The 18,898-nt window shown below is 62.9% G+C and carries 18 protein-coding genes; 7 read left to right on the top strand and 11 right to left on the bottom strand.

What is annotated here, in order from left to right; all coding sequences use genetic code 11:
• Positions 1 to 80 precede the first annotated feature (80 nt).
• From NWE53_RS03370 to NWE53_RS03350, 5 genes are all read right to left on the bottom strand, one after another.
• On the bottom strand, positions 81 to 3,746 hold the full coding sequence (locus NWE53_RS03370) for an error-prone DNA polymerase (protein ID WP_265052969.1): 3,666 nt from the start codon (positions 3,744 to 3,746) through the stop codon (positions 81 to 83).
• The gene (locus NWE53_RS03365; protein WP_265052968.1) at positions 3,743 to 5,287 is read right to left on the bottom strand and encodes a Y-family DNA polymerase; all 1,545 of its coding nucleotides are present in this window, start codon (positions 5,285 to 5,287) and stop codon (positions 3,743 to 3,745) included. Before NWE53_RS03365 ends, NWE53_RS03370 begins: the two co-directional genes overlap by 4 nt.
• The gene (locus NWE53_RS03360) at positions 5,193 to 6,059 is read right to left on the bottom strand and encodes an ImuA family protein (RefSeq protein ID WP_265052967.1); all 867 of its coding nucleotides are present in this window, start codon (positions 6,057 to 6,059) and stop codon (positions 5,193 to 5,195) included. Before NWE53_RS03360 ends, NWE53_RS03365 begins: the two co-directional genes overlap by 95 nt.
• A gap of 359 nt (positions 6,060 to 6,418) precedes the next feature.
• Entirely contained in the window at positions 6,419 to 7,597 is a 1,179-nt protein-coding gene (locus NWE53_RS03355; protein ID WP_265052966.1) for a pyridoxal-phosphate-dependent aminotransferase family protein, read from the bottom strand.
• Positions 7,598 to 7,740: 143 nt separating this feature from the next.
• The gene (locus tag NWE53_RS03350) at positions 7,741 to 8,118 is read right to left on the bottom strand and encodes a cupin domain-containing protein (protein ID WP_265052965.1); all 378 of its coding nucleotides are present in this window, start codon (positions 8,116 to 8,118) and stop codon (positions 7,741 to 7,743) included.
• Between the two features lie 61 nt (positions 8,119 to 8,179).
• On the opposite strand from NWE53_RS03350, the gene NWE53_RS03345 reads away from it, so the two are divergent.
• A complete protein-coding gene (locus tag NWE53_RS03345) occupies positions 8,180 to 8,554 on the top strand; it encodes a VOC family protein (RefSeq protein WP_265052964.1) in 375 nt (124 codons plus the stop codon).
• A gap of 311 nt (positions 8,555 to 8,865) precedes the next feature.
• Here NWE53_RS03345 and NWE53_RS29970 read toward each other — a convergent pair whose 3' ends face one another.
• Complete coding sequence (locus NWE53_RS29970) at positions 8,866 to 9,186, bottom strand: DUF6894 family protein (RefSeq protein WP_442864946.1); 321 nt, start codon at positions 9,184 to 9,186, stop codon at positions 8,866 to 8,868.
• An 84-nt stretch (positions 9,187 to 9,270) separates the two neighbouring features.
• Here NWE53_RS29970 and NWE53_RS03340 point away from each other — a divergent pair, with 84 nt between their 5' ends.
• On the top strand, positions 9,271 to 9,570 hold the full coding sequence (locus NWE53_RS03340; RefSeq protein ID WP_265052963.1) for a PRC-barrel domain containing protein: 300 nt from the start codon (positions 9,271 to 9,273) through the stop codon (positions 9,568 to 9,570).
• A gap of 61 nt (positions 9,571 to 9,631) precedes the next feature.
• On the opposite strand, the gene NWE53_RS03335 is transcribed toward NWE53_RS03340, so the two are convergent.
• Positions 9,632 to 9,934 (bottom strand): DUF982 domain-containing protein, encoded by a 303-nt coding sequence (locus NWE53_RS03335; protein ID WP_265052962.1) that lies wholly within the window; start codon positions 9,932 to 9,934, stop codon positions 9,632 to 9,634.
• A gap of 305 nt (positions 9,935 to 10,239) precedes the next feature.
• Between NWE53_RS03335 and NWE53_RS03330 the strand changes: the two genes are divergently transcribed.
• Positions 10,240 to 10,461, top strand: a complete 222-nt coding sequence (locus NWE53_RS03330; protein WP_265052961.1) for a hypothetical protein — start codon at positions 10,240 to 10,242, stop codon at positions 10,459 to 10,461.
• Between the two features lie 235 nt (positions 10,462 to 10,696).
• On the opposite strand, the gene NWE53_RS03325 is transcribed toward NWE53_RS03330, so the two are convergent.
• From NWE53_RS03325 to NWE53_RS03315, 3 genes are all read right to left on the bottom strand, one after another.
• Positions 10,697 to 10,942, bottom strand: coding sequence for a hypothetical protein (locus tag NWE53_RS03325; RefSeq protein ID WP_265052960.1), 246 nt, complete (start codon positions 10,940 to 10,942; stop codon positions 10,697 to 10,699).
• On the bottom strand, positions 10,939 to 11,181 hold the full coding sequence (locus NWE53_RS03320) for a hypothetical protein (protein ID WP_265052959.1): 243 nt from the start codon (positions 11,179 to 11,181) through the stop codon (positions 10,939 to 10,941). Before NWE53_RS03320 ends, NWE53_RS03325 begins: the two co-directional genes overlap by 4 nt.
• Positions 11,182 to 11,243: 62 nt before the next feature.
• On the bottom strand, positions 11,244 to 11,747 hold the full coding sequence (locus NWE53_RS03315; RefSeq protein ID WP_265052958.1) for a YciE/YciF ferroxidase family protein: 504 nt from the start codon (positions 11,745 to 11,747) through the stop codon (positions 11,244 to 11,246).
• 651 nt (positions 11,748 to 12,398) lie between these two features.
• Between NWE53_RS03315 and NWE53_RS03310 the strand changes: the two genes are divergently transcribed.
• From NWE53_RS03310 to NWE53_RS03295, 4 genes are all read left to right on the top strand, one after another.
• Positions 12,399 to 13,568, top strand: coding sequence for a zinc-dependent alcohol dehydrogenase (locus tag NWE53_RS03310; protein ID WP_265052957.1), 1,170 nt, complete (start codon positions 12,399 to 12,401; stop codon positions 13,566 to 13,568).
• Between the two features lie 151 nt (positions 13,569 to 13,719).
• On the top strand, positions 13,720 to 14,001 hold the full coding sequence (locus NWE53_RS03305; protein ID WP_265052956.1) for a hypothetical protein: 282 nt from the start codon (positions 13,720 to 13,722) through the stop codon (positions 13,999 to 14,001).
• A 428-nt stretch (positions 14,002 to 14,429) separates the two neighbouring features.
• Entirely contained in the window at positions 14,430 to 14,867 is a 438-nt protein-coding gene (locus NWE53_RS03300) for a class I SAM-dependent methyltransferase (protein ID WP_265052955.1), read from the top strand.
• A gap of 765 nt (positions 14,868 to 15,632) precedes the next feature.
• Positions 15,633 to 17,663: a putative bifunctional diguanylate cyclase/phosphodiesterase gene (locus tag NWE53_RS03295; protein ID WP_265052954.1), complete on the top strand. Its 2,031-nt coding sequence runs from the start codon at positions 15,633 to 15,635 to the stop codon at positions 17,661 to 17,663.
• A gap of 183 nt (positions 17,664 to 17,846) precedes the next feature.
• Here NWE53_RS03295 and NWE53_RS03290 read toward each other — a convergent pair whose 3' ends face one another.
• A complete protein-coding gene (locus tag NWE53_RS03290; RefSeq protein WP_265052953.1) occupies positions 17,847 to 18,740 on the bottom strand; it encodes a LysR substrate-binding domain-containing protein in 894 nt (297 codons plus the stop codon).
• Positions 18,741 to 18,898 lie beyond the last annotated feature (158 nt).

The raw sequence follows: 18,898 nt of genomic DNA, 5'->3' as shown, positions 1-18,898 counted from the left end.
TAGCGTGTTTTTTCTTATTTTACTTCCATTGGAGAAGATTGTTTCGGCTGATGGTTTGCGGGTGGGCGACCTTCAGGATTTCAATGAAAATCCCGCGATTTCGGCAGGATGCGCACGTTGCGCGGGTGGCGGTGGCGCGGCAATGGCGGGTTCTTCAGCTCATCGACGCAGGGCGGCGGCATCTCGGCGCGGTGCGTATCGGAAAGCGAGAGCAGATCGGCGGAACGATCGAAGATGCGCTGGGCCATAAGGTGTGTGACGCCCTCGACGCTCTTCTGCACCCTGCCCTCGACCAGCATCAAACGAGCGCCCATGACCTCGCGGCGGAAACGCTCGAACAGCCGGGCCCAGATCACGACATTGGTGATTCCGGTCTCGTCCTCCAGCGTGACGAAGATCGCCCTGCCGTTGCCCGGCCGCTGGCGCACCAGCACGACACCCGCTGTACGGACGAAAGCGGCGTCCGGCTTCGCCTCGGTTTCGGCGCAGCTCAGGATGCCCTCGCGCCGGAAGCGCGGACGCAACAGCTGCATCGGATGGCCCTTCAGCGAAAGCCTGACCGTCTGGTAGTCGGTGACGATATGCTCCGCCAGCGGCATGGCAGGCAGCGCCATCGCAGGCTCGCGCCCAAGCTCGCGGGCCTGCGCGGCCGCGAAAAGCGGCAGTGCCGGATCGTCCGGCAGGCGGCGCACGGCCCAGAGTGCCTCGCGGCGATCAAGGCCGAGGGAACGAAAGGCATCGGCATCGGCGAGCAGGCGCATGGCGCGGGCCGGCAGCCCGGCCCGGCGCATCAGCTCCTCGACGTCGCGGTAAATGCCTCCCGCTTCCCGCGCCTGCACGATGGCGAGGCCCCATTCCTCCTTGAAGCCGTCGATCTGGCGGAAGCCGAGGCGGAGCGCGAAGGGGTGTTTTTTCGTCTCCTCCTTCTCAGCCCTCATCCTGAGGAGTGCCGCAGGCGCGTCTCGAAGGATGGTTCGTGAGGCACTGGACCGCTCTGGACCATCCTTCGAGACGCCGCTTCGCGGCTCCTCAGGATGAGGGCTGCGAAAGTTGGAAGAATGCTGGACGTCATCCCGGGCGAAGCGAAGCGAAGACCCGGGATCCATATCCGAGCCTTCATCGGAAACGCTCAGGCATGGATCCCGGGTCTCCCTACGGTCGCCCGGGATGACGATGTTCAGTTCCTCCAAAGGCTCCAACCCGTTGTCCCAACCGCTCGCATTCACATCGACGGGGCGTGGCTCGACGCCGCCATTCTCCTGCGCCTCCCGCACGATCTGGGCCGGGGCGTAGAAGCCCATCGGCTGGGAGTTCAGCAGCGCGCAGGCGAATGCCGCCGGGTGGTGCTTCTTCAGATAGGAGGAGATGTAGACCAGCTTGGCGAAGGAGGCGGCGTGGCTTTCCGGGAAGCCGTAGCTGCCGAAGCCCTTGATCTGGTCGAAGCAGCGCTGGGCGAAATCGCGCTCATAGCCGCGCGCGACCATGCGCTCGACCATCATGTCCTGAAAATGATGGATGGTACCGTCATTACGGAAGGTCGCCATCGCCTTGCGCAGGCCGTTGGCTTCCGGGTCGGTGAATTTGGCGGCAACCATGGCTAGGCGCATCGCCTGCTCTTGAAAGAGCGGCACGCCGAAGGTCTTCTCCAGCACCGGGTAGAGTTCATCCGGCAGCCCGTGCTCGGGTGACGGCGAAGGATAGCTCACCTCCTCCAAACCGGCCCGCCGCTTCAAATAAGGATGGACCATATCGCCCTGGATCGGGCCGGGCCGGACGATCGCGACTTGAATGACCAGATCATAGAACTTCCGCGGTTTGAGACGAGGCAGCATGTTCATCTGGGCGCGGCTCTCGACCTGGAAGACGCCTAGCGACTTGCCCTCGCAGAGCATGTCGTAGGTGCCTTCGTCGCCGTCCGTGAAGTCAGCGAGTTCGTACCGCTTTTTCTCATAGCCCTTAATCAAATCCCCATAGCCCTCGATCAGATCGAACGCTTTGCGGATGCAGGTCAGCATGCCGAGAGCCAAGACATCGACCTTCATCAGCTTGAGTTCATCGATATCGTCGCGGTCCCATTCGATGAAGGTGCGGTCCTTCATTGCGGCATTACCTATCGGCACCGTCTCATCGAGACGGCCGCGCGACAGTACGAAGCCGCCGACGTGTTGCGAGAGATGGCGCGGGAAGCCGAGCAGCCGAATGGCGAAACCGACGGCGCGGCGGATCGACGGGTTCGTCGGGTCCAGCCCGGCTTGGCGGACGCGGTCATCGCCGATCTCCGTGCCCCAGCTTCCCCATTGCGTATCGGCGATGCGAGCGGTGATGTCCTCGGTGAGCCCCAGCACCTTGCCGACTTCGCGGATAGCGCTGCGCGGCCGATAGCGGATCACGGTGGCGGCGATACCGGCGCGATGACGACCATACTTCTCATAAATCCACTGGATCACTTCCTCGCGCCGCTGATGCTCGAAATCGACGTCGATATCGGGCGGCTCGCGCCGCTGCTCAGATATGAACCGCTCGAACAGCACGTCGTTGTCGGTGGGGTCGACGGCGGTGATACCGAGCACGTAGCAGACGGCAGAATTGGCGGCCGAGCCGCGCCCCTGGCAGAGGATACCTTCGCTCTCGGCGAATTCGACGATCTGGCGAATGGTCAGGAAGTAGCGGGCGTATTCCAGCTTCTCGATGAGAGCGAGTTCCTTAACCAGCAGTTTCTCGACCTTGTCGGGAACGCCGTCCGGATAGCGGATCAGGCTGCGGCGGCGGACCAGCTCCGCGAGCCAGTCCTGATCCTTCCAACCGGGTGGGACGGGCTCCTCGGGGTACTCGTATTTCAGCTGGCCGAGATCGAACTCGACGCGGGAGAAGAGATGCTGCGTCTCGGCGATGGCCTCGGGCGCGTCGCGGAAGAGACGTGCCATCTCCTGCGGCAGCTTGAGGTGGCGCTCGGCATTGGCCTCCAGCCGCCGCCCGGCACGCTCGATGGTGACGCCCTCACGGATGCAGGTGAGCACATCCTGCAAGTCGCGTTGCTCAATGGAATCGTAGAGCGCGTCATTGGTCGCGATCAGCGGCGTGCGGGTCGCGGCGGCGATGACCTTGAGCCGCACCAGACGACGACGGTCGTCGCCGCGCCGGTGCATGGTGGCGCCGAGCCAGATCGCGCCGGGCGCAGCCTCGTCGAGCCGGGCAAGCAGCGCCGGCAGGCCATCGAGATTGCGGCTGGGCATCAGGATGAGCAGGAGGTCGCGCGCATCGTTCAGCAGATCGCCGAGGTGGAGGATGCACTCGCCCTTTTCCGCCCTGAGATTGCCTTGGCTGAGCAGCCGGCAGAGCCGTCCCCAGCCCTCGCGATTGGCGGGATAGACGATGATGTCCGGTGTGCCGTCGGCGAAGACGAGGCGGGTGCCGGTCGCGAGCTTGAAGCGATCCGCCGTCACCTTCATCTGCTCGGGTTTGAAGAGAAGACCGGCGAAATCCGGGTTCTCGATCCAGACATATTCACCGGGGCTGCCGCCCTCGCGGATCTTCTCGGGCGCTGGGAGGCCGTCTTCCCGCAACTGGCGCAGCGCGGCCCAGGCCCGCACCACGCCAGCGACCGTGTTGCGGTCGGCGATACCGATGCCGGCATATCCCAGCAGCAGCGCCGTCAGCACCATGTTCGGCCCCGGCGCTGCGCCGCGCAGGAAGGAAAAATTCGTCGCGGCAACGGGTTCGGCGAAGGAGCTCGCAATCTGATTCATGCGAAGAGCCCGTGGAGGAACCAGCGCGGCGGGGCGCTTTCGGCCTCGTAGAAACCGATCCGGAACAGCCAGAAGCGGCGCCCCTGCGCATCCTCGACGCGATAATAGTCGCGCATCGGCTCGTCACTGCCGTCGCGCCACCATTCCGGCGCGATGCGCTCCGGCCCCTCGGCGCGGGCGACGTCATGGATGAGGCGGCGCCAGCGAAAACGGATCGGGGGGCCATCCGGCACCTCGGCGATGGCCTCGACCGGCTGGGGCGGCTCGAAGAGCTGGAGCGGGCGGGCCGGCGGCTCCTGCGGCTCAGGCTCGGGCCATGCCGCCTCCGGCAGTGGCGCGGCGGCTGAGAGCGCCTTTGCGGCACGGACGGGATGATGCGTATCCTGCGCCGCGAAGCGCAGTACGCGGTCGCGGCCGAAGCGGGTGACGAGCCGGTCGACCAGATCGGCCACTGCCTCCTCCTCGACGGCGCGGCCGTCGAGACTGTGCTGCTGATCCGTCAGCGGCTCGCAGATCGGCACCGCGAGCTTGACCGCGTCGAAGCCGAAGCCAGGATCGAGCGGATCGGCCAGCGCCTCGATGCGCTCGCGATAGAGCCTGAGCAAAGCCTTCGCATCGCGCGAGGGCCGGCCGGTCTCGATGGCGAGGCGGCGGACGGCCCCGTCGCTGCGGAAAAAGCCGATCTCGAAGACGCGCCCGCCTTCGCCGCGCGCCTCCAGGACCCGCGCCGCCTCCCCGATCAGCCGGACGACGACCGCCTCAAGGCTCGCGGTATCGGCGAAAGGCTCGGCGAATTGGCGCTCGACCACGCAATCGGGCGGCGGACGCAAGGGGGTGATGCGGCGATCCTCTCGGCCGAGCGTGCGCCTCAGCTTAGTCGCCAGCGCCTCGCCGAAGCGGGCCGAAAGCGTCTCGGACGGGCGTTCGGCGAGATCTGCCAACGTCTTGAGGCCGGCCCGCGACAGCGCGATCACGGTCTCCACCTCGATATCGAGCGCGTTGACCGGGAGCGGGCGCAGCGTCACTTCCTCCCGCCCCGGAGCGATGATGCCGCCCTGCCCAAAACGGGCATAGGAGCGGGCGGCATCGGGCGTGCCGGCGATGGCGGTCTTCAGCCCAAGACCGATCCGGCGCATGACGTGGTCGACACGGGCAACGAGCCCTTCCTCGCCGCCGAAGAGATGGGCGCAGCCGGTGATGTCGAGCAGGAGGCCGTCGCGGGCGTCGAGCGCGACCAGCGGCGTGAAGCGGTCGCAGACATTCGCGACCTCCTCCAGAAAGTGGCGATCCGCCTGCGGCTGCGCCTCCAACGCGACCAGATCGGGCATCCGGGCGCGGGCATCGGCCAGGGTCAGCCCGCGCGTCAGGCCGAGCCTGACGGCGCGCCTGTCGCAATCGACGATGCGCAGCGCATTGTTCTGCGTCTCGACCAGGACATGGGGCTTCTCAGCCGGCGCGCCGAAGGCCGGAATCGTGCCCGTCCGCCGCAACCTGTCGGTCGCCAGATAGGGGAACCAGAGGGCGAGATAGCGGCGCGGCATGGTCTGTCCGGGGAGCCAGTCTGTCGGAACGGTCGAAAACGCTGCGTTCCTCGAAAGATCGTCGGTCACGGTCCCACTCCACACGCCACTCGCGCTCCGCCGCGCCGCCGCGCTGGCGCAGCAATCTCACGGCGAAAGCCGGAGCGCCGGGGGCATTGGCCTCCAGCGCCCGCGAGGCCAGTGCACGCACCTGCCAGCGCGTGCGGGCCGCGCTCGGCGCCTCCGCAGCCGCCACCCGCAGCAGCAGAACCGGCACGCCCGCGCCTTCGGCAGCCAAAGCGAGGCGCCGGCTCGCCGTCAGGTCGAAAGGGCGCGGTTCACCCCAGGGCTCGATCAGCACGGCGCCTAGCGCAGAGCAGCGCGCCGCCTCGGCGCCCGCCCGCAAGACGCCCTCGCCGTCGCGCGCCCGCACCAGCAGGAGGCGCGAGGGATCGAGGCCAAGCTCGTTCAGCCCCGGCGCATGCAATCGGCCGGCTTCGGCATCGACGAAATCCTGCCGCGCCCACAGGATCGGGCGCTCTGGCACCTCGCCCTCTCCGTGCCCAGCCCGCAGGGCGATCCCGAGCGCGAAACCCGTCGCGGCCGCGAGATCGGCGACCTCGGCGGCATAGACCTCATGCAGCGCCGCTCGCGCGAGCCCGCCGCTCAGGGCTTCGTCGAGCGAAGTCACGCCAAGGCCGATCCGCGCACCCGCGACAGGGCCAGCCCGCAAAGCCGCCTCCGCGAGGCTGCGGCGCAGATCGGACAGGGTCTGGGCGGTCGCTGCTGGCATGGAAACTCGAAAATTGTTCTCTCTTTGTTCTTTATAAAACGCACCGCGCCGGAAGGCGAGTCGAGTCTTCCGAACTCCGACTCGTCCCTGTGTGCGATACGCAAAGTTTGTCGGCTGGAGAGGGTAGTATGTCGGCATTTGCGCCCATAGTTTGTCGGCACAGCCCTTTTACGGCCTCAACCGCCTATCAGATCGAACCAGCCGCCTTCATCGATCACCTCGACGCCATGCTTGGCCGCGTCCCTGAGTTTGGACCCAGCGCCGGGGCCGGCGAGGACAGGAGTTGCTTCAGTGAATCGGCCGCCTGTAGGGACATCCTGTCTGTTCAAGGCTGCCACGCGATAGAATCGCAGCCTCTTTCACGCTGCGGCGGCTAAGCTGGCGATTGCTGCCGCGACACCGCCAGAGCCGTGCGGGATTTCTCTCGCCTGAAGCGCCATCTCAACTGCTCCGAGCGCGCCCAGCAAGGCTGCAGCGTTGAAATGGCCCATGTGGGCGATACGGAAGGCCTTGTTGTGATAGTCTCCTATGCCCAGGCCAAGCGTCACGCCACAGATATCGCGTGCGAAGGCGGTGATGACCCCTACGTCTACGCTAGGCGTCAGGACCGCCGTCACGGACGGCGCTCGCTCGGTTGCCTCCGTGACTCCGAAAGCCAGAGCCTGACCACTCGTCCAGAGATCGACGGCAGCATGTGTCGCCTTGGCAAGGGCGGTGTGGCGGCGCCAGATTGCCTCCAGCCCCTCCTCGAAGATCATGTCGAGCGCGGCACGCTGTCCAAAGAGCAGGTGCTCCGGCGCGGTCCCGCAATGTTTCATGTAGGCGAGCACGTTCATCCGACCGCTCCAGTCCCAATAGCCGGTGCGCAGGTCGGCGCGCTTGTGAGCGACAAGGGCTTTGTCGTTGGCCGCAACGAAAGCCAGGCCTGGCGATGACATCAGTCCCTTCTGTGAGGCGGAGACAGCGACATCGATGCGCCAGGCATCCATCTCGAATTCCATGCAGGCCAGCGATGCGATGGCATCGACCATGAAGAGGGCAGGATGGCCCGCGGCGTCGATGGCCCTTCGGATCGCGGGGATGTCATTGACGATGCCGGCGGCGGTATCGATCTGAACGACCATCACAGCCTTGATCGTGTGCTGCGTATCGGCGCGCAGCCGAGCCTCGACTGCGACGGGATCAACAGCCCGACGCCAGCTCCCAGGAAGCATCTCGACATCAACGCCCATGAAGCGCGCCATCTCGCCCCAGCCGATGGCGAAGCGTCCACTTTCAAGCACCAGCACCTTGTCGCCACGCGAAAGGACATTGGTGAAGGCTGCCTCCCAGCCGCCATGCCCGTTGGCGGCGTAGACGAAGGTTTCGCCGTCAGTCCGGAAGACGCGTTTGAGATCGACGAGAACCGTTTCAGTTAGGGTCACGATGCTGTCGGAACTTAGTTCCTCCGCTGGTCGCATCATCGCCGGAAGCACGCGATCGGGAATGTTTGTAGGACCGGGCATCGCGAGCAGCGGCCGGCCATTAGCCAGAGACATGCCGAATTCTCAGTACAGGAAATTCATCTCTGCAGAGTTCCGCTATGAGCATGTTCCGAGCAAGCTCGTGCGCGCATTGCTCGGCATCCCGCTTTGCATGACACATGAGCCCAGCTGGACCGGCAGAGAGCGCCCAGAAGCTCCTACGGGCTGTACCGCCGTTTCAGCTCTCCGCTGTCGTCGTAACTCGCCTCGAAAACCGGCGAGGCGAGAGTGGCGCGAACCTTCAGGATGCCGCTGCCGGTATTCGTGAACCCGTGACGGCTGCCGGCGGGCACGATGACCGACTGGTTGCGGAGCACGGACATCACCTCGTCCTCGATGCGTATCTCGGCCTGCCCCTCAATGACCTCGAGGATTTCTTCGACGGTGTGCGAGTGCATAGGCGCGCCCAGGCCAGGTTGGCAAAACTGCTCGAAGATGCAGAGCTGATGCGATCCCACAACCGCTGAGACCCGCATTGAGGTCAGTACGCCCTCTCGCCATTTTTCGAGCTCAGATAGCGGTTCAATCACGCGCATGCGTTCCTCCCTTCAGCCGCTCGCCCGCACTAGGGCGCGGGGCCTTATCGGAGATCAAAGCATGTTCACCCACGTCATGATCGGCAGCAACGATCTGGAGCGGTCAAAAGACTTCTATGACGCCACATTCGTCGCGTTAGGCGGCAAGCCTGGCGCGGTAGATGCCCGAGGCAGGCTAATCTACGCCCACGACGGCGGGCGGCTGATGATCACGAAGCCCATCGACGGCAATCCGGCTACTTCGGCCAACGGCGGAACGATCGGAATCTCCGCGTCCGGCCGGGACCACGTTCTCGCGTGGCACAAGGCCGGGACTACGCATGGTGGGAGTGCGATCGAGAGCCCACCCAGCGAGCGCCCGAACGGAGCCTTCGTCGCTTACCTTCGCGATCCGGACGGAAACAAGCTTACCGCGCGCTCGCAGCCGACGGCATAGCACGATCGAAAACAGCCGCGCCGAAGGACTCCGCGCCACCGGAGACGGCCGCTCGAATTCTGCGACAGGAGCGATGAGTTGCGGATGCGGCAGCAACGGGCGAAGGGTGACGCGCTCCATTAGGAGGAGTCGGTCTCCTGGCCGGAAGGCGGAGGAACCGTGCTCAGTCCAACCTACCACGTCGTGCCCACCGCCTCCTTCAGCTAAGCCGCACTCGCACTGCTATTCATGATGGTAGTATGGTCAGCAAAACCGGCACGCCTCAAGTCGCTGACTCACGGGCGCTCAGAATCCAATCTGGGAAGAGCACCTCACGCATCCTGCCAATGGCGCTCCAACGCCCCCACTCCTTTTCGCCATCCTCCTTCAGCTTCGCGCGTCCGGCTTCGCATCAAGGGCCCTGGCCACTGCTTCAGCCGCATCATCCGCCGCGGTTTCGAAATCGGCAGTCTTAGATCGTGCCTGTTCGGCCGTTTCGCCGCGGAATTTGAGCGAGCGTGATAGATTTCTTCGCCGGCCGAATTCTCTACAGCGGCAGTCAGATCGACGGATGTACCATCAGGTAAGACATCGTGAGCCATGTCCGCCAACGCCACCTGAGCCGCGTCTGCGGCGGCTTTGTCGCTGGCCAACAGCCTTTCAAGGACGATCTGTTCTGATCCTGGAACGCCTCAGACCTCAGCTCGTTTATCGGTATCGAGCATGAGGAGCTAACGATGGACCACTCCCACCATATCCCTCTTACCGAGACCGACTTGACTGGCGATATCCTCGATGGCGCGACGATCTACGGACCAGGCGATGAAAAGATCGGCTCAGTTTCCCATGTCCACGGCGCCGGACCCACAAGTCAGGTCGTGATCGACGTGGGTGGCTTCCTTGGCATCGGCGCAAAGCCTGTGGGCGTAGCTATCAGCGACCTTGAGTTCATGCGCGACGAAGATGGCAATGTTCATGCCGTCACGAACTGGACCAAGGATCAGTTGACGGAGATGCCGGAGCACATCGATCGCTGATTGATATCCCCAAGCCGCGCTTATTGGCCCCGCCAGCTCCGGCTGGCGGGGCCTCTTCGCTTCAGGCGGTGCCGTGCGAACCTTTCCGTCCGCTGCTGGCAAACGCCGCGATGTCTGGAGCCAAAATGTCTTGCTTCTCAGCCCACGAGGCAAAGAGACCTTTCGCAGTCTCGGGCTCGATCTCGCCGCGGACCGCCGCCAGGCAGGCCTTCACCGCAAAGGCGTGGCCAGGGTCTCGCTGGCTTTTCGGCCAATCGGCCAGGAACATGTAGGCCTCCATCGCCGACGAGACGGCGGTCGGAATTCCGAGACCGGTTAGAATGACGACGGGGCGTTCAAATTCATCCGAAGGCGTTAGTGCCATAGCCACATCCTCCTAGAAGCAACATGGATTTGGGTCCGCGCGGCCGTTGGCGCCCGGATCACGATGATTTAGGTGTCCCATGTTGAGTTGTTCAAGACCCGGTCACGCTTGGGTGGACCGGGCTTTTTACATCACTCCTGCCGGGAACCTCAGCGTCGCGCCGCTGTTAACCGATGGTCTCCTTCGGTTTGAACGAACTGCCGCGCCGGCTTCTGCCGGCGGGCTTTTTTTGTCTCGCTTCAGTCTTGCACCGGTGATGCGACTGCCTAAATTTTCGGCCGCACACCCAGGCGGAGGAAGGAGCCATGCCATTCTCATCGTTGAGTGACCCGGTCGACCTGGCCCGCGCGCAAGCAGCGCTCGATGCAGCCTGGTCCGAGATTCGATCGACCATTCCCGATGCGTTTGACGAGCAAGAGCGAACCAAGCTGGCTTACATCGTCGCAAGCTTGGTCGCGGTCGCTGAGGATGAGGACGATCTGACGCTACGTGCGATCGAGCGATATCGACACTCTGTCGTTGCATGAGTCTTTGCAGCGGCGGAACCCGACCGTGGCTTACCCCGTTGTGGCAGCGCTACCGCTGCTTGTTACCAAGCGCCGGCAGCGATGGTTATCTGCCAAGATGACCATCGAAGGGAGCCGACATTACCCCGCTGACTCCCTTCTGCTACCGCCGATCGGGCGTTAGCCGCGGATGTACCGGCAGCGCCTATCGGCCGGTAGACCATGGCACGTGGGGTACTGCTCCGAATGGCACCAATCAGTCCTTGTATAGCCTTCCGAGATTGCCTGGCAGTCCAGAGAATGGAAGGTCGTCCGGCCGCAGCAGGCTCTGGTCCTCCTCTGGACCATGAGCATTATCGCCCTTGTGGGCTTCATCCCAGTCGCGAATCTCCGCCGTAAGACGACTGAACTCCCGGGCCTCTTCGGACCCCTCGGATGCGTCGCTAAGAGCCACCGCGCGCTCAACGGCCGCACGATACTCGTCGTGGTCGAGGATCGTCATTGAACTGCTCTGAAATCATTTGAGCTTAGCCGGCCCGCCGGTTGTTCATCGAGCAATTCGGCAGCTGCCCGAATAAGCGTTTCCGGAGGCATCATGTCTTCCTGCAGATGCCATTCGACAAAATCGCGGCCTGTGCCGGATCGCTCCGCGAGGAGCGCAACCCAATCGCGTTCGGGAAAAGCCGAGTTCAGACGCAATGCCAAATCCCGGCCGGTGGTGATCGGCTCTGAAGGGTCCATGCTCGCCTCCTATATCGGCTCGGCGAAGAGACGGCCCCATCCGACGAGATGGGGCCTTTGCATCACGCAGCCTTGCGATTGATGCCGCTGACAGCGAGTTCGGTGAGCTTCTTATCGGTGGCAGCTTCCTCGTCCAGATTCTGCTGCAGCAGGGCTGCGCAATCGTCGCGTCCGAGCTGCTTCGCCCAAGCCACGAGGGTGCCGTACCGGGTAATCTCGTAGTGCTCCACGGCCTGGGCCGCGGCGATCAAAGCAGCGTCCAGAACCTGCTTGTCGTCGACTTCGCCAGCGATGTCGTTGGCCTCCTCGAGGATGCCGTCGATGGCGGGGCAGGTAATTCCCTTTTCCTCGACGCCATGGAGCTTGAACACCTCCTTGAGTCGAGTGATCTGCCCTTCGGTCTCACGTAGATGCATTTCGAAGCCGCGTTTCAGATCCGGGCTCGTCGCCTTCGAGACCATGTCCGGCAAGGCCTTCCGGATCTGATTCTCGGCGTAATAAATGTCCTGAAGGGTGTGGACGAACAGATCGTCCATCGTGGCGATGTCTTTAGTGAACCAACCCATGCCGCTCTCCATCTGATTGAATTGTTCCAGCCTGATGGTCGAACGGTGCCCTCAGTCACTTGTTCCAACCTGAATGGATGTGGGTATCGGTCTGCCTCCGGGGCCCAATCTCACCAGCGTTAGAGCGTTCGCGCGGCGGGAATCCCCCGAGTGTCAGTCGTTCGCCCATGATTAGGTTCGCGCGCGGGGGCGCCAGCTTTGAAGTTGCCGTCAGCAACCAAACGCGTCGCTAGATTTTGCCGAGGTCGGTGCGCTGGAAGAATCCATGGGTTCGACCGGAACTATGTCCGTTCGCTCTCAGTTGGTGGCGTATCTGGAGCCAGCGCGACAGAGAGCTGCCGCCGGCAATTCCCGACAATATGCAGACCGCCACTACTCCTTCGGCTGGGGCTCAAGGAGAATCCGATGTTTGTGCCGGTCGATCAGCTTCACGCCGAACTGACGCCTTTCAGCAATTGTTTGGCGGGAAGTACGGCGATACGTCGAGCCGCAGAACATGAGCTTGAGTTTCCGCAGCAAGGCGAATCCGCAGTTGCTCTGCGTCGCCTGAATACTAGTCAGCCACATCGCGGCTAGCCGGCCGGCCTAAGACGTGGGCTAGTCGAGCAGCGCGAGCCGATCGCGAATTGTCCCCAAGGAGGAGTACCCCCAATGCGCGCGCTATGCTGGCACGGCAAAGGAGATGTCCGAGTCGATACGGTGCCCGATCCCCGAATTCAGCATCCGCGCGACGCGGTGATCAAAATCAACTGCTGCGCGATATGCGGGTCGGACCTGCATCTGCTCGACGGATATCAGCCGACAATGGAGAGCGGCGATATCCTCGGTCATGAGAACATGGGGGAGGTTGTCGTGCTCGGCTCAGAGGTAACCAATCTCAAGATCGGCGATCGGGTTGTCGTGCCCTTCACGATCAGCTGCGGCGACTGCTGGTTCTGCCGGCAAGGAATGTTCTCCGCCTGCGACCGCACGAACCCAAATGCGGAGATGGCCGCGAAGGCCATGGGCCAGTCACCGGCGGGCTTGTTCGGCTTCAGCCATATGCTCGGCGGATATAGCGGTGGGCAGGCAGAATATTTGCGCGTCCCAATGGCCGATATTGGCCCGATCAAAGTCCCCGACAGCGTCTCGGACGAGCAAGCGCTGTTCCTCTCCGACATTTTCCCAACCGGCTATATGGCCGCGGAGAATGCCCAGATTCGGGAGGGCGACACCGTCGCAATTTGGGGATGTGGACCGGTCGGCCAATTCGCGATCCGATCCGCCTTCATTCTCGGCGCCGGCCGGGTCATCGCCATTGATGAGGTTGCCGAACGATTGGCGATGGCTGAGGCCGGCGGCGCCGAAACGATCAACTTCTCCAAACTGGACGTCTACGACGAGCTGATGGTGCGGACGAAGGGTCGAGGCCCTGACAGTTGCATTGATGCCGTTGGCTGCGAAGCTGCCGGACACGGCGCAGCTGATGCCATACTCGACAAGGTCAAGGCCGCGACGTTTCTCGCTACCGACCGGGTCCATGTTCTCCGTGAGGCGATAATGTGCTGCCGCAAGGGGGGCACAGTTTCAATCCCCGGCGTCTATGTCGGAATGGGCGACAAGATCCCGCTGGGCGCCGCGATGAACAAAGGCCTGACTTTTAAAATGGGCCAGACCCATGTCCAAGCTTACACCAAGCCGCTGCTGGCCAAAATCGAGGCCGGAGAAATCGACCCAAGCTTCGTCATCACCCATCCGGCGAACCTTGAGGATGCCCCCGAAATGTACAGAAAATTCCGCGACAAGGAGGACGGCTGCATCAAGGTTGTATTGAAGCCATAGCGGGAGGTCTGAGCCGAGCGGAGCTGCGGCCGGGTCCGCGGTCGGGCGCTTGCTATCACTTCAATACACGCGCCTAATATGCATAGCGCTGCCTTTGCGCGCTACCTCCCGCCGATTGCGGTTCGGCCGGACAATCAAAACCGAGAACGTCATGAAATCCGGCCAAGGCAGGTTGATCCTGCGCGACGGCACGGACCTCCCGATTGCTTATCGCCTTGTCCACAATGAATACGGCTCGTGGTGCAGTGGCACCCTTATCGGTGATATTCGATCGGTCGACCCCGGCAGCTTCTCACTAGGGATGCGGGCGCAGTTGGGGAATGGTCACGAGATTGTCCTCCTTGTTACCGCCTACTCCGACCGCCATCTCAGCTTCGTGGCAAAATTCGACGGCTCGGCGGCTCATGGACCGTCAGTGTTCGCACCGGGTTAGCGTCTTGCCCGACGGCAGCTTGAAATAGCACTCGTCGTGGTATTCGACGGGAGTGCCATCTTCGAGCGAATATGAGGTGATCGAAAGACCCGGCCAATCTCGCCACACGATGACGTTAAACTGGCGGCCAGCTGTGTCCTGGCACCGCTCGGTGCAGAGCGCCCGCTTGACGAGGCTGGGGCGCTGATTTGGCCCGGCGGCTCCCCATATCGAAACCATGGCGATACCTCACAAAGTCTCGCATTTGCGGATTCAAACGGACGGCCTTCGAGCGAGGTTCCGTAACGGAACCAATCATTCCGTCGCCCGTTGGCGACTCGGTTCGTTGCGTGGGTGTGTTCAATGTGCGCGTCAGGTTCTCGGAGCTGGGCCTGCTGTCGACACCCGTGCATCACGGACGAGTGACGTCCTCATTCCAAGGCGGGCCAATGACCGACAAGCTAACCAGCCCCACGGTTGAGGCGACACGCAAACAATGGGACGCCGCCGCGGAAGGGTGGGACGCCCAATCTGCGGCGCTCGCGGCGTGGCTTTCGAAGCCGACGCAAACGATGTTTGACCTGGCGGGCGTCGAGCCGGGGGGATGCGTCCTGGACGTGGCCGCCGGCGCCGGTGACCAGACGATTGCGCTCGGGAAACGGTTGGGCCTGTCAGGTCGGATCGTTGCCACCGATCTGTCGCCGATGCTGGTCGATCGCCTTCAGCGCAACACCTTTTCTGCTGGCCTCTCGATCGTCGAAGGGCGGGTTGCGGACGCCCAGATGCCCCTGCCCGAGGTCGACGTCTTCGACGCAGCGATCTGCCGCCTGGGCCTCATGCTCATGCCGAGCCGGCGCGTTGCCTCGCCGCTGTCCAAGCGGCGTTGAAGCCCACGGGCTGCTTCTCAGCCATGGTCTTCGCCGGGCCGGATCAGAATCCCTGTCTCCGCAGTCTCATGACGACAGCTTCACGCCATGCAGGGCTTCCGCCGCGAGATCCTTTTGCGCCCGGCGGCCTTCTCAGCCTCGGGCGCGTGGGGGACCTCGACCAGCTCTTTCTGGCTGCTGGCTTCGGCGAAGTTTCAACGGCTCGGCTCGAGGCGCCATTCCGCCTTCCATCCGTCGACGATTACGTCAAATTCCTGCGCGTGGCCGCCGTGCCCGTAATGGCCATGCTGTCACGACTTGCACCTCCCGCTCAGGAGGCCGCGTGGGCGAATATTCGCGACCAACTAGCGGTTTTTACGCAGCCGGACGGTTGGAGCGGGCCGAACACTTTGCTCATAACGACAGGGCGAAAGTGATGTCATGCACGGCTGGTGATAACGATCAGCCTTTCGCTCGCTCCGAACCGTTGCCGGTAGGAACACCTTCATCAGGCTTTTGCGCCGCGCGCTTGCCGACATCCTTCATCATGGCGAGCGCATCCTCGTAGCCGCCAGGTCTTGGTGGAGGCTAAACGGCGCCTCGGGCAGCTGGGTAAAGGAAGGTCGTCCAAGCCACCGCTGGACACAGGATATCGGGCAAATCGATCTCGATCTTTCAGCATTTCGAAAGCGCGCGGCCATACCCTGATCGACCGTTAGCTTGGCGAGAGGCCGACGCTTGACTACTCAGCGCATGACTCGATCTTTCCCCGTGGACAGTGCTCTATTGAACGCTGTCCTGGAGCATGTGGACCAGGGAATTCTGATGGTCGATGCCAACGGCTATGTGGCCGTCTGCAATCAGCGCGCGATCGATCTGCTCGGCCTGCCACCCGACCTGATGCGTTCCAATCCATCTTTCGAGGCGGTGAAGAGATGGCAGATGGAACAAGGTGAATTTGGTACTGTCACCGAGGAGCTTCTTCGGGCCATCAAATATGAAGGTATACACGTAGAAATCCTGGACTACGATAGGCAGAGACCAGACGGAACGGTGCTGGAAGTTCGAACCAACCGCCTCCCCAACGGCGGAATGGTGCGCACCTTTACTGACATAACCATACGAAAAGCGGCCGAGAACGCGATCCGGGTGAGCGAGGAGCGCCTGCGGCTGGCTTTGCAGGCCAGCAGGATGGCTGCTTGGGAGCTCGATCTCGAGACGCAGTGGGTCGACCGCTCCGAGAATTCCATGATGCTGCTTGGCATTTCCTCGGGACCGGCAGGCGATTTCATCAACAGGGTCCATCCCGACGACCGAGGAATAGTGACGGCCTTCTGGAGCGCCGTCAGGTCGGAAGGGAGTGGCGCGGCCGAAGTGCGCTACCTTTCTCCTGACGGCTCGCAAACGTGGCTTGCTCTCAGGGCCGAGCGAAAGGACGAAAATCGGCTCATCGGACTGACCTTCGACATCGCAGATCGGAAGGCCGCCGAAGAGGCCATCTGGCGAACCGCCAATCACGACCCTCTGACGGGCCTGGCGAACCGGGCGCTCTTCCAGGCTCGCCTCAACGAGGCGCTGGCGAATGCCGGAATCTCTGGGGCCGGCGTGGGGCTGTTGCTACTGGATCTCGACGACTTCAAGGATGTCAATGACACGCTCGGCCATGCGGTTGGAGACCTCCTCCTTCAGGAGGCGGCCATTCGGCTCAGAAGCTTTGTCGGAGAAGGCGATACCGTGGCACGCCTCGGGGGCGACGAGTTTGCCATCATACTCGCCGATATTTCAGCGGGAAGTGAAGCAACTGCCCTTGCTACGGAAATCGTAGAAGCTCTCCGTGCTCCCTTCCAGCACGAAGGACGAGCTCTTTCCACAACGGTCAGCATCGGGCTGGCAACCTTCCCTGAGCATCACCGCGATCCGGTCGAACTGATGAAGGACGCCGACATCGCGCTCTATCGCGCGAAGGAGCAGGGGCGCAGCCAAGCGGTTGCTTATACCAGCGCCGCCCGCGAGACGATGGAGCATCGCGTGACCATCGCACACGACGTCCGCGAAGGGCTCGCAGCACAGCAGTTCGTTCCCTATTACCAGCCAAAAGTGTCGTTGGTGACAGGCCGGATCGTCGGCTTCGAGGCCCTCGCGCGTTGGAACCATCCGACCAAAGGGCTTCTCACGCCTGACTATTTTGGCTCGATGTTCGCCGAGCAGGCCATTTCGATTGCTCTGGGCGAGCAGATGATCCGCCAGGTTGCGGCCGATGTTCGATCATGGCTGAATCAGGGTCTCGAATGCGGTCGCGTGGCGGTCAATCTGTCTTCCGCCGAGATCTCCGACCCGAGGCTCGCCGACAGGATTATCCGCATCCTGGAGGATACACGTGTCTCCTCGGCGCATTTTGAAGTCGAAGTGACGGAAACGGCTTTCCTCGGGCGCAGAACGGCGACGGCGTCCTTCATCCTGAACAAGTTGCACGACGCCGGCGTCTCCATCGCTCTGGATGATTTCGGGACGGGCTTTGCGTCGCTTCTCCATCTCAAGCAGTTCCCCGTGGACCACATCAAGATCGACCAGAGTTTCGTGCGGAACCTGATCAGCGACGACAGTGACGCTGCGATTGTCGCCGCCATCGTAAGCCTCGGTCACGCTATGGGAATGCATACGACTGCGGAAGGGGTCGAAAGCTCCCAACAGGCCGCACGCCTGCGAGAAGCAGGGTGCGATTCTGCTCAGGGCTATTTTTATGCGAAGCCGCTGCGAGGGGAAATGGTGCCGAAGACCATTCAGAGTTGGTTCCCGACAGGCAAGTCAGAGCTTTGAGGGTGAAAGTAGGAAGCGTGTATTGCGAGTTTACCGTTACTCGCCGTCTTCCCGGCTCCAAGTCACCGATGGTGTGCGCCACCAAGTAGCCGCAGGCTAAACTTGCGCCAACTGCTGACATGACGTCGCTGCCGCAAAGCAGACGCAGAACTTGTGACTATCGCCCAGAGCGCTTTCGCTGTTTCACCGTTTGACGCGCAACGCGTCCACTAGCAAGGCAAAAGCCGGCGTAGGCTGCCGTCTGCTGGGGTAGTAGAGGTGATAGCCTGGATAGCTTGGGCACCAGTCTTCAAGGACGCTGACTAAGCGGCCGGCTTCCAGATGATGCCGAACTTTATCCCGCGGCAGGAAACCCAACCCAAAGCCATCCAGCGCTGCCTTCTCGATCAACTCGATCGTGTTGAACGCCAGCGGTCCGTCAGCGCGGACCTTGAGCTCGCGTCCGTCCTTGCTGAAGTCCCACACGAAATGCCCCCGTGACGCCGAGAGGCGAAGGTTGATGCATCGGTGACGAACCAGGTCCTGGGGGACCATCGGCGGCGGCCGCTCGGCGAAGTACGCGGGTGACCCGACCATCGCGATATCCAGATCCGGCGCGATGCGGACGGCGATCATGTCCTTATCGACGTGCTCTCCCAAGCGAACGCCGGCGTCGAGTCGCTCGGCCACGATGTCGACCAGGCCGTAGTCGGAAACGATCTCGACGCTGACGTCGGGATATTTGGGCAGGAATGTCTTGAGCACCGGGTAGATGATGGTGTCGGTCGCATGCTCGACCGAGGTGATGCGGATCGTGCCCGCCGGTTTCTCGCGCATCTCGCTCAATGCCGCGAGGCTCGCGTCCAGCCCGCTCAGCGCCGGCACCAACGTCTCCAGCAGCCGCTCGCCGGCATCGGTTGGCGACACGCTCCGGGTCGTGCGACGCAGCAGCCGCAGGCCCAGCCGGCCTTCGAGCCGTCGCACAATCTGGCTCAGCGCCGACTGCGACATGCCGAGCCTCGACGCCGCCAGCGTGAAGCTCTCGGCCTCGGCCACGGCCAGGAACGCCGAGAGATCGGCTAGGTCCTCGCGTTTCATTCAGTGCGCCTGCTTCTAGGTTCATGCACTTCATAGCGGCTAATCGCTGGACGCGACAGCGCCTAGGCTCACGCCAACGGAACAGCGCTGGCCCTTGGGCATCCCAATGGCAGCCTCCATCGAAGGGAATGGCCATGACCGACGCGTCCGCCGAAACA

Source organism: Bosea sp. NBC_00550 (assembly GCF_026020075.1).
Classification (GTDB): domain Bacteria; phylum Pseudomonadota; class Alphaproteobacteria; order Rhizobiales; family Beijerinckiaceae; genus Allobosea.
The sequence above is the reverse complement of the archived record's forward strand: the minus strand, read 5'-3'. Positions and strand labels throughout refer to the sequence as shown.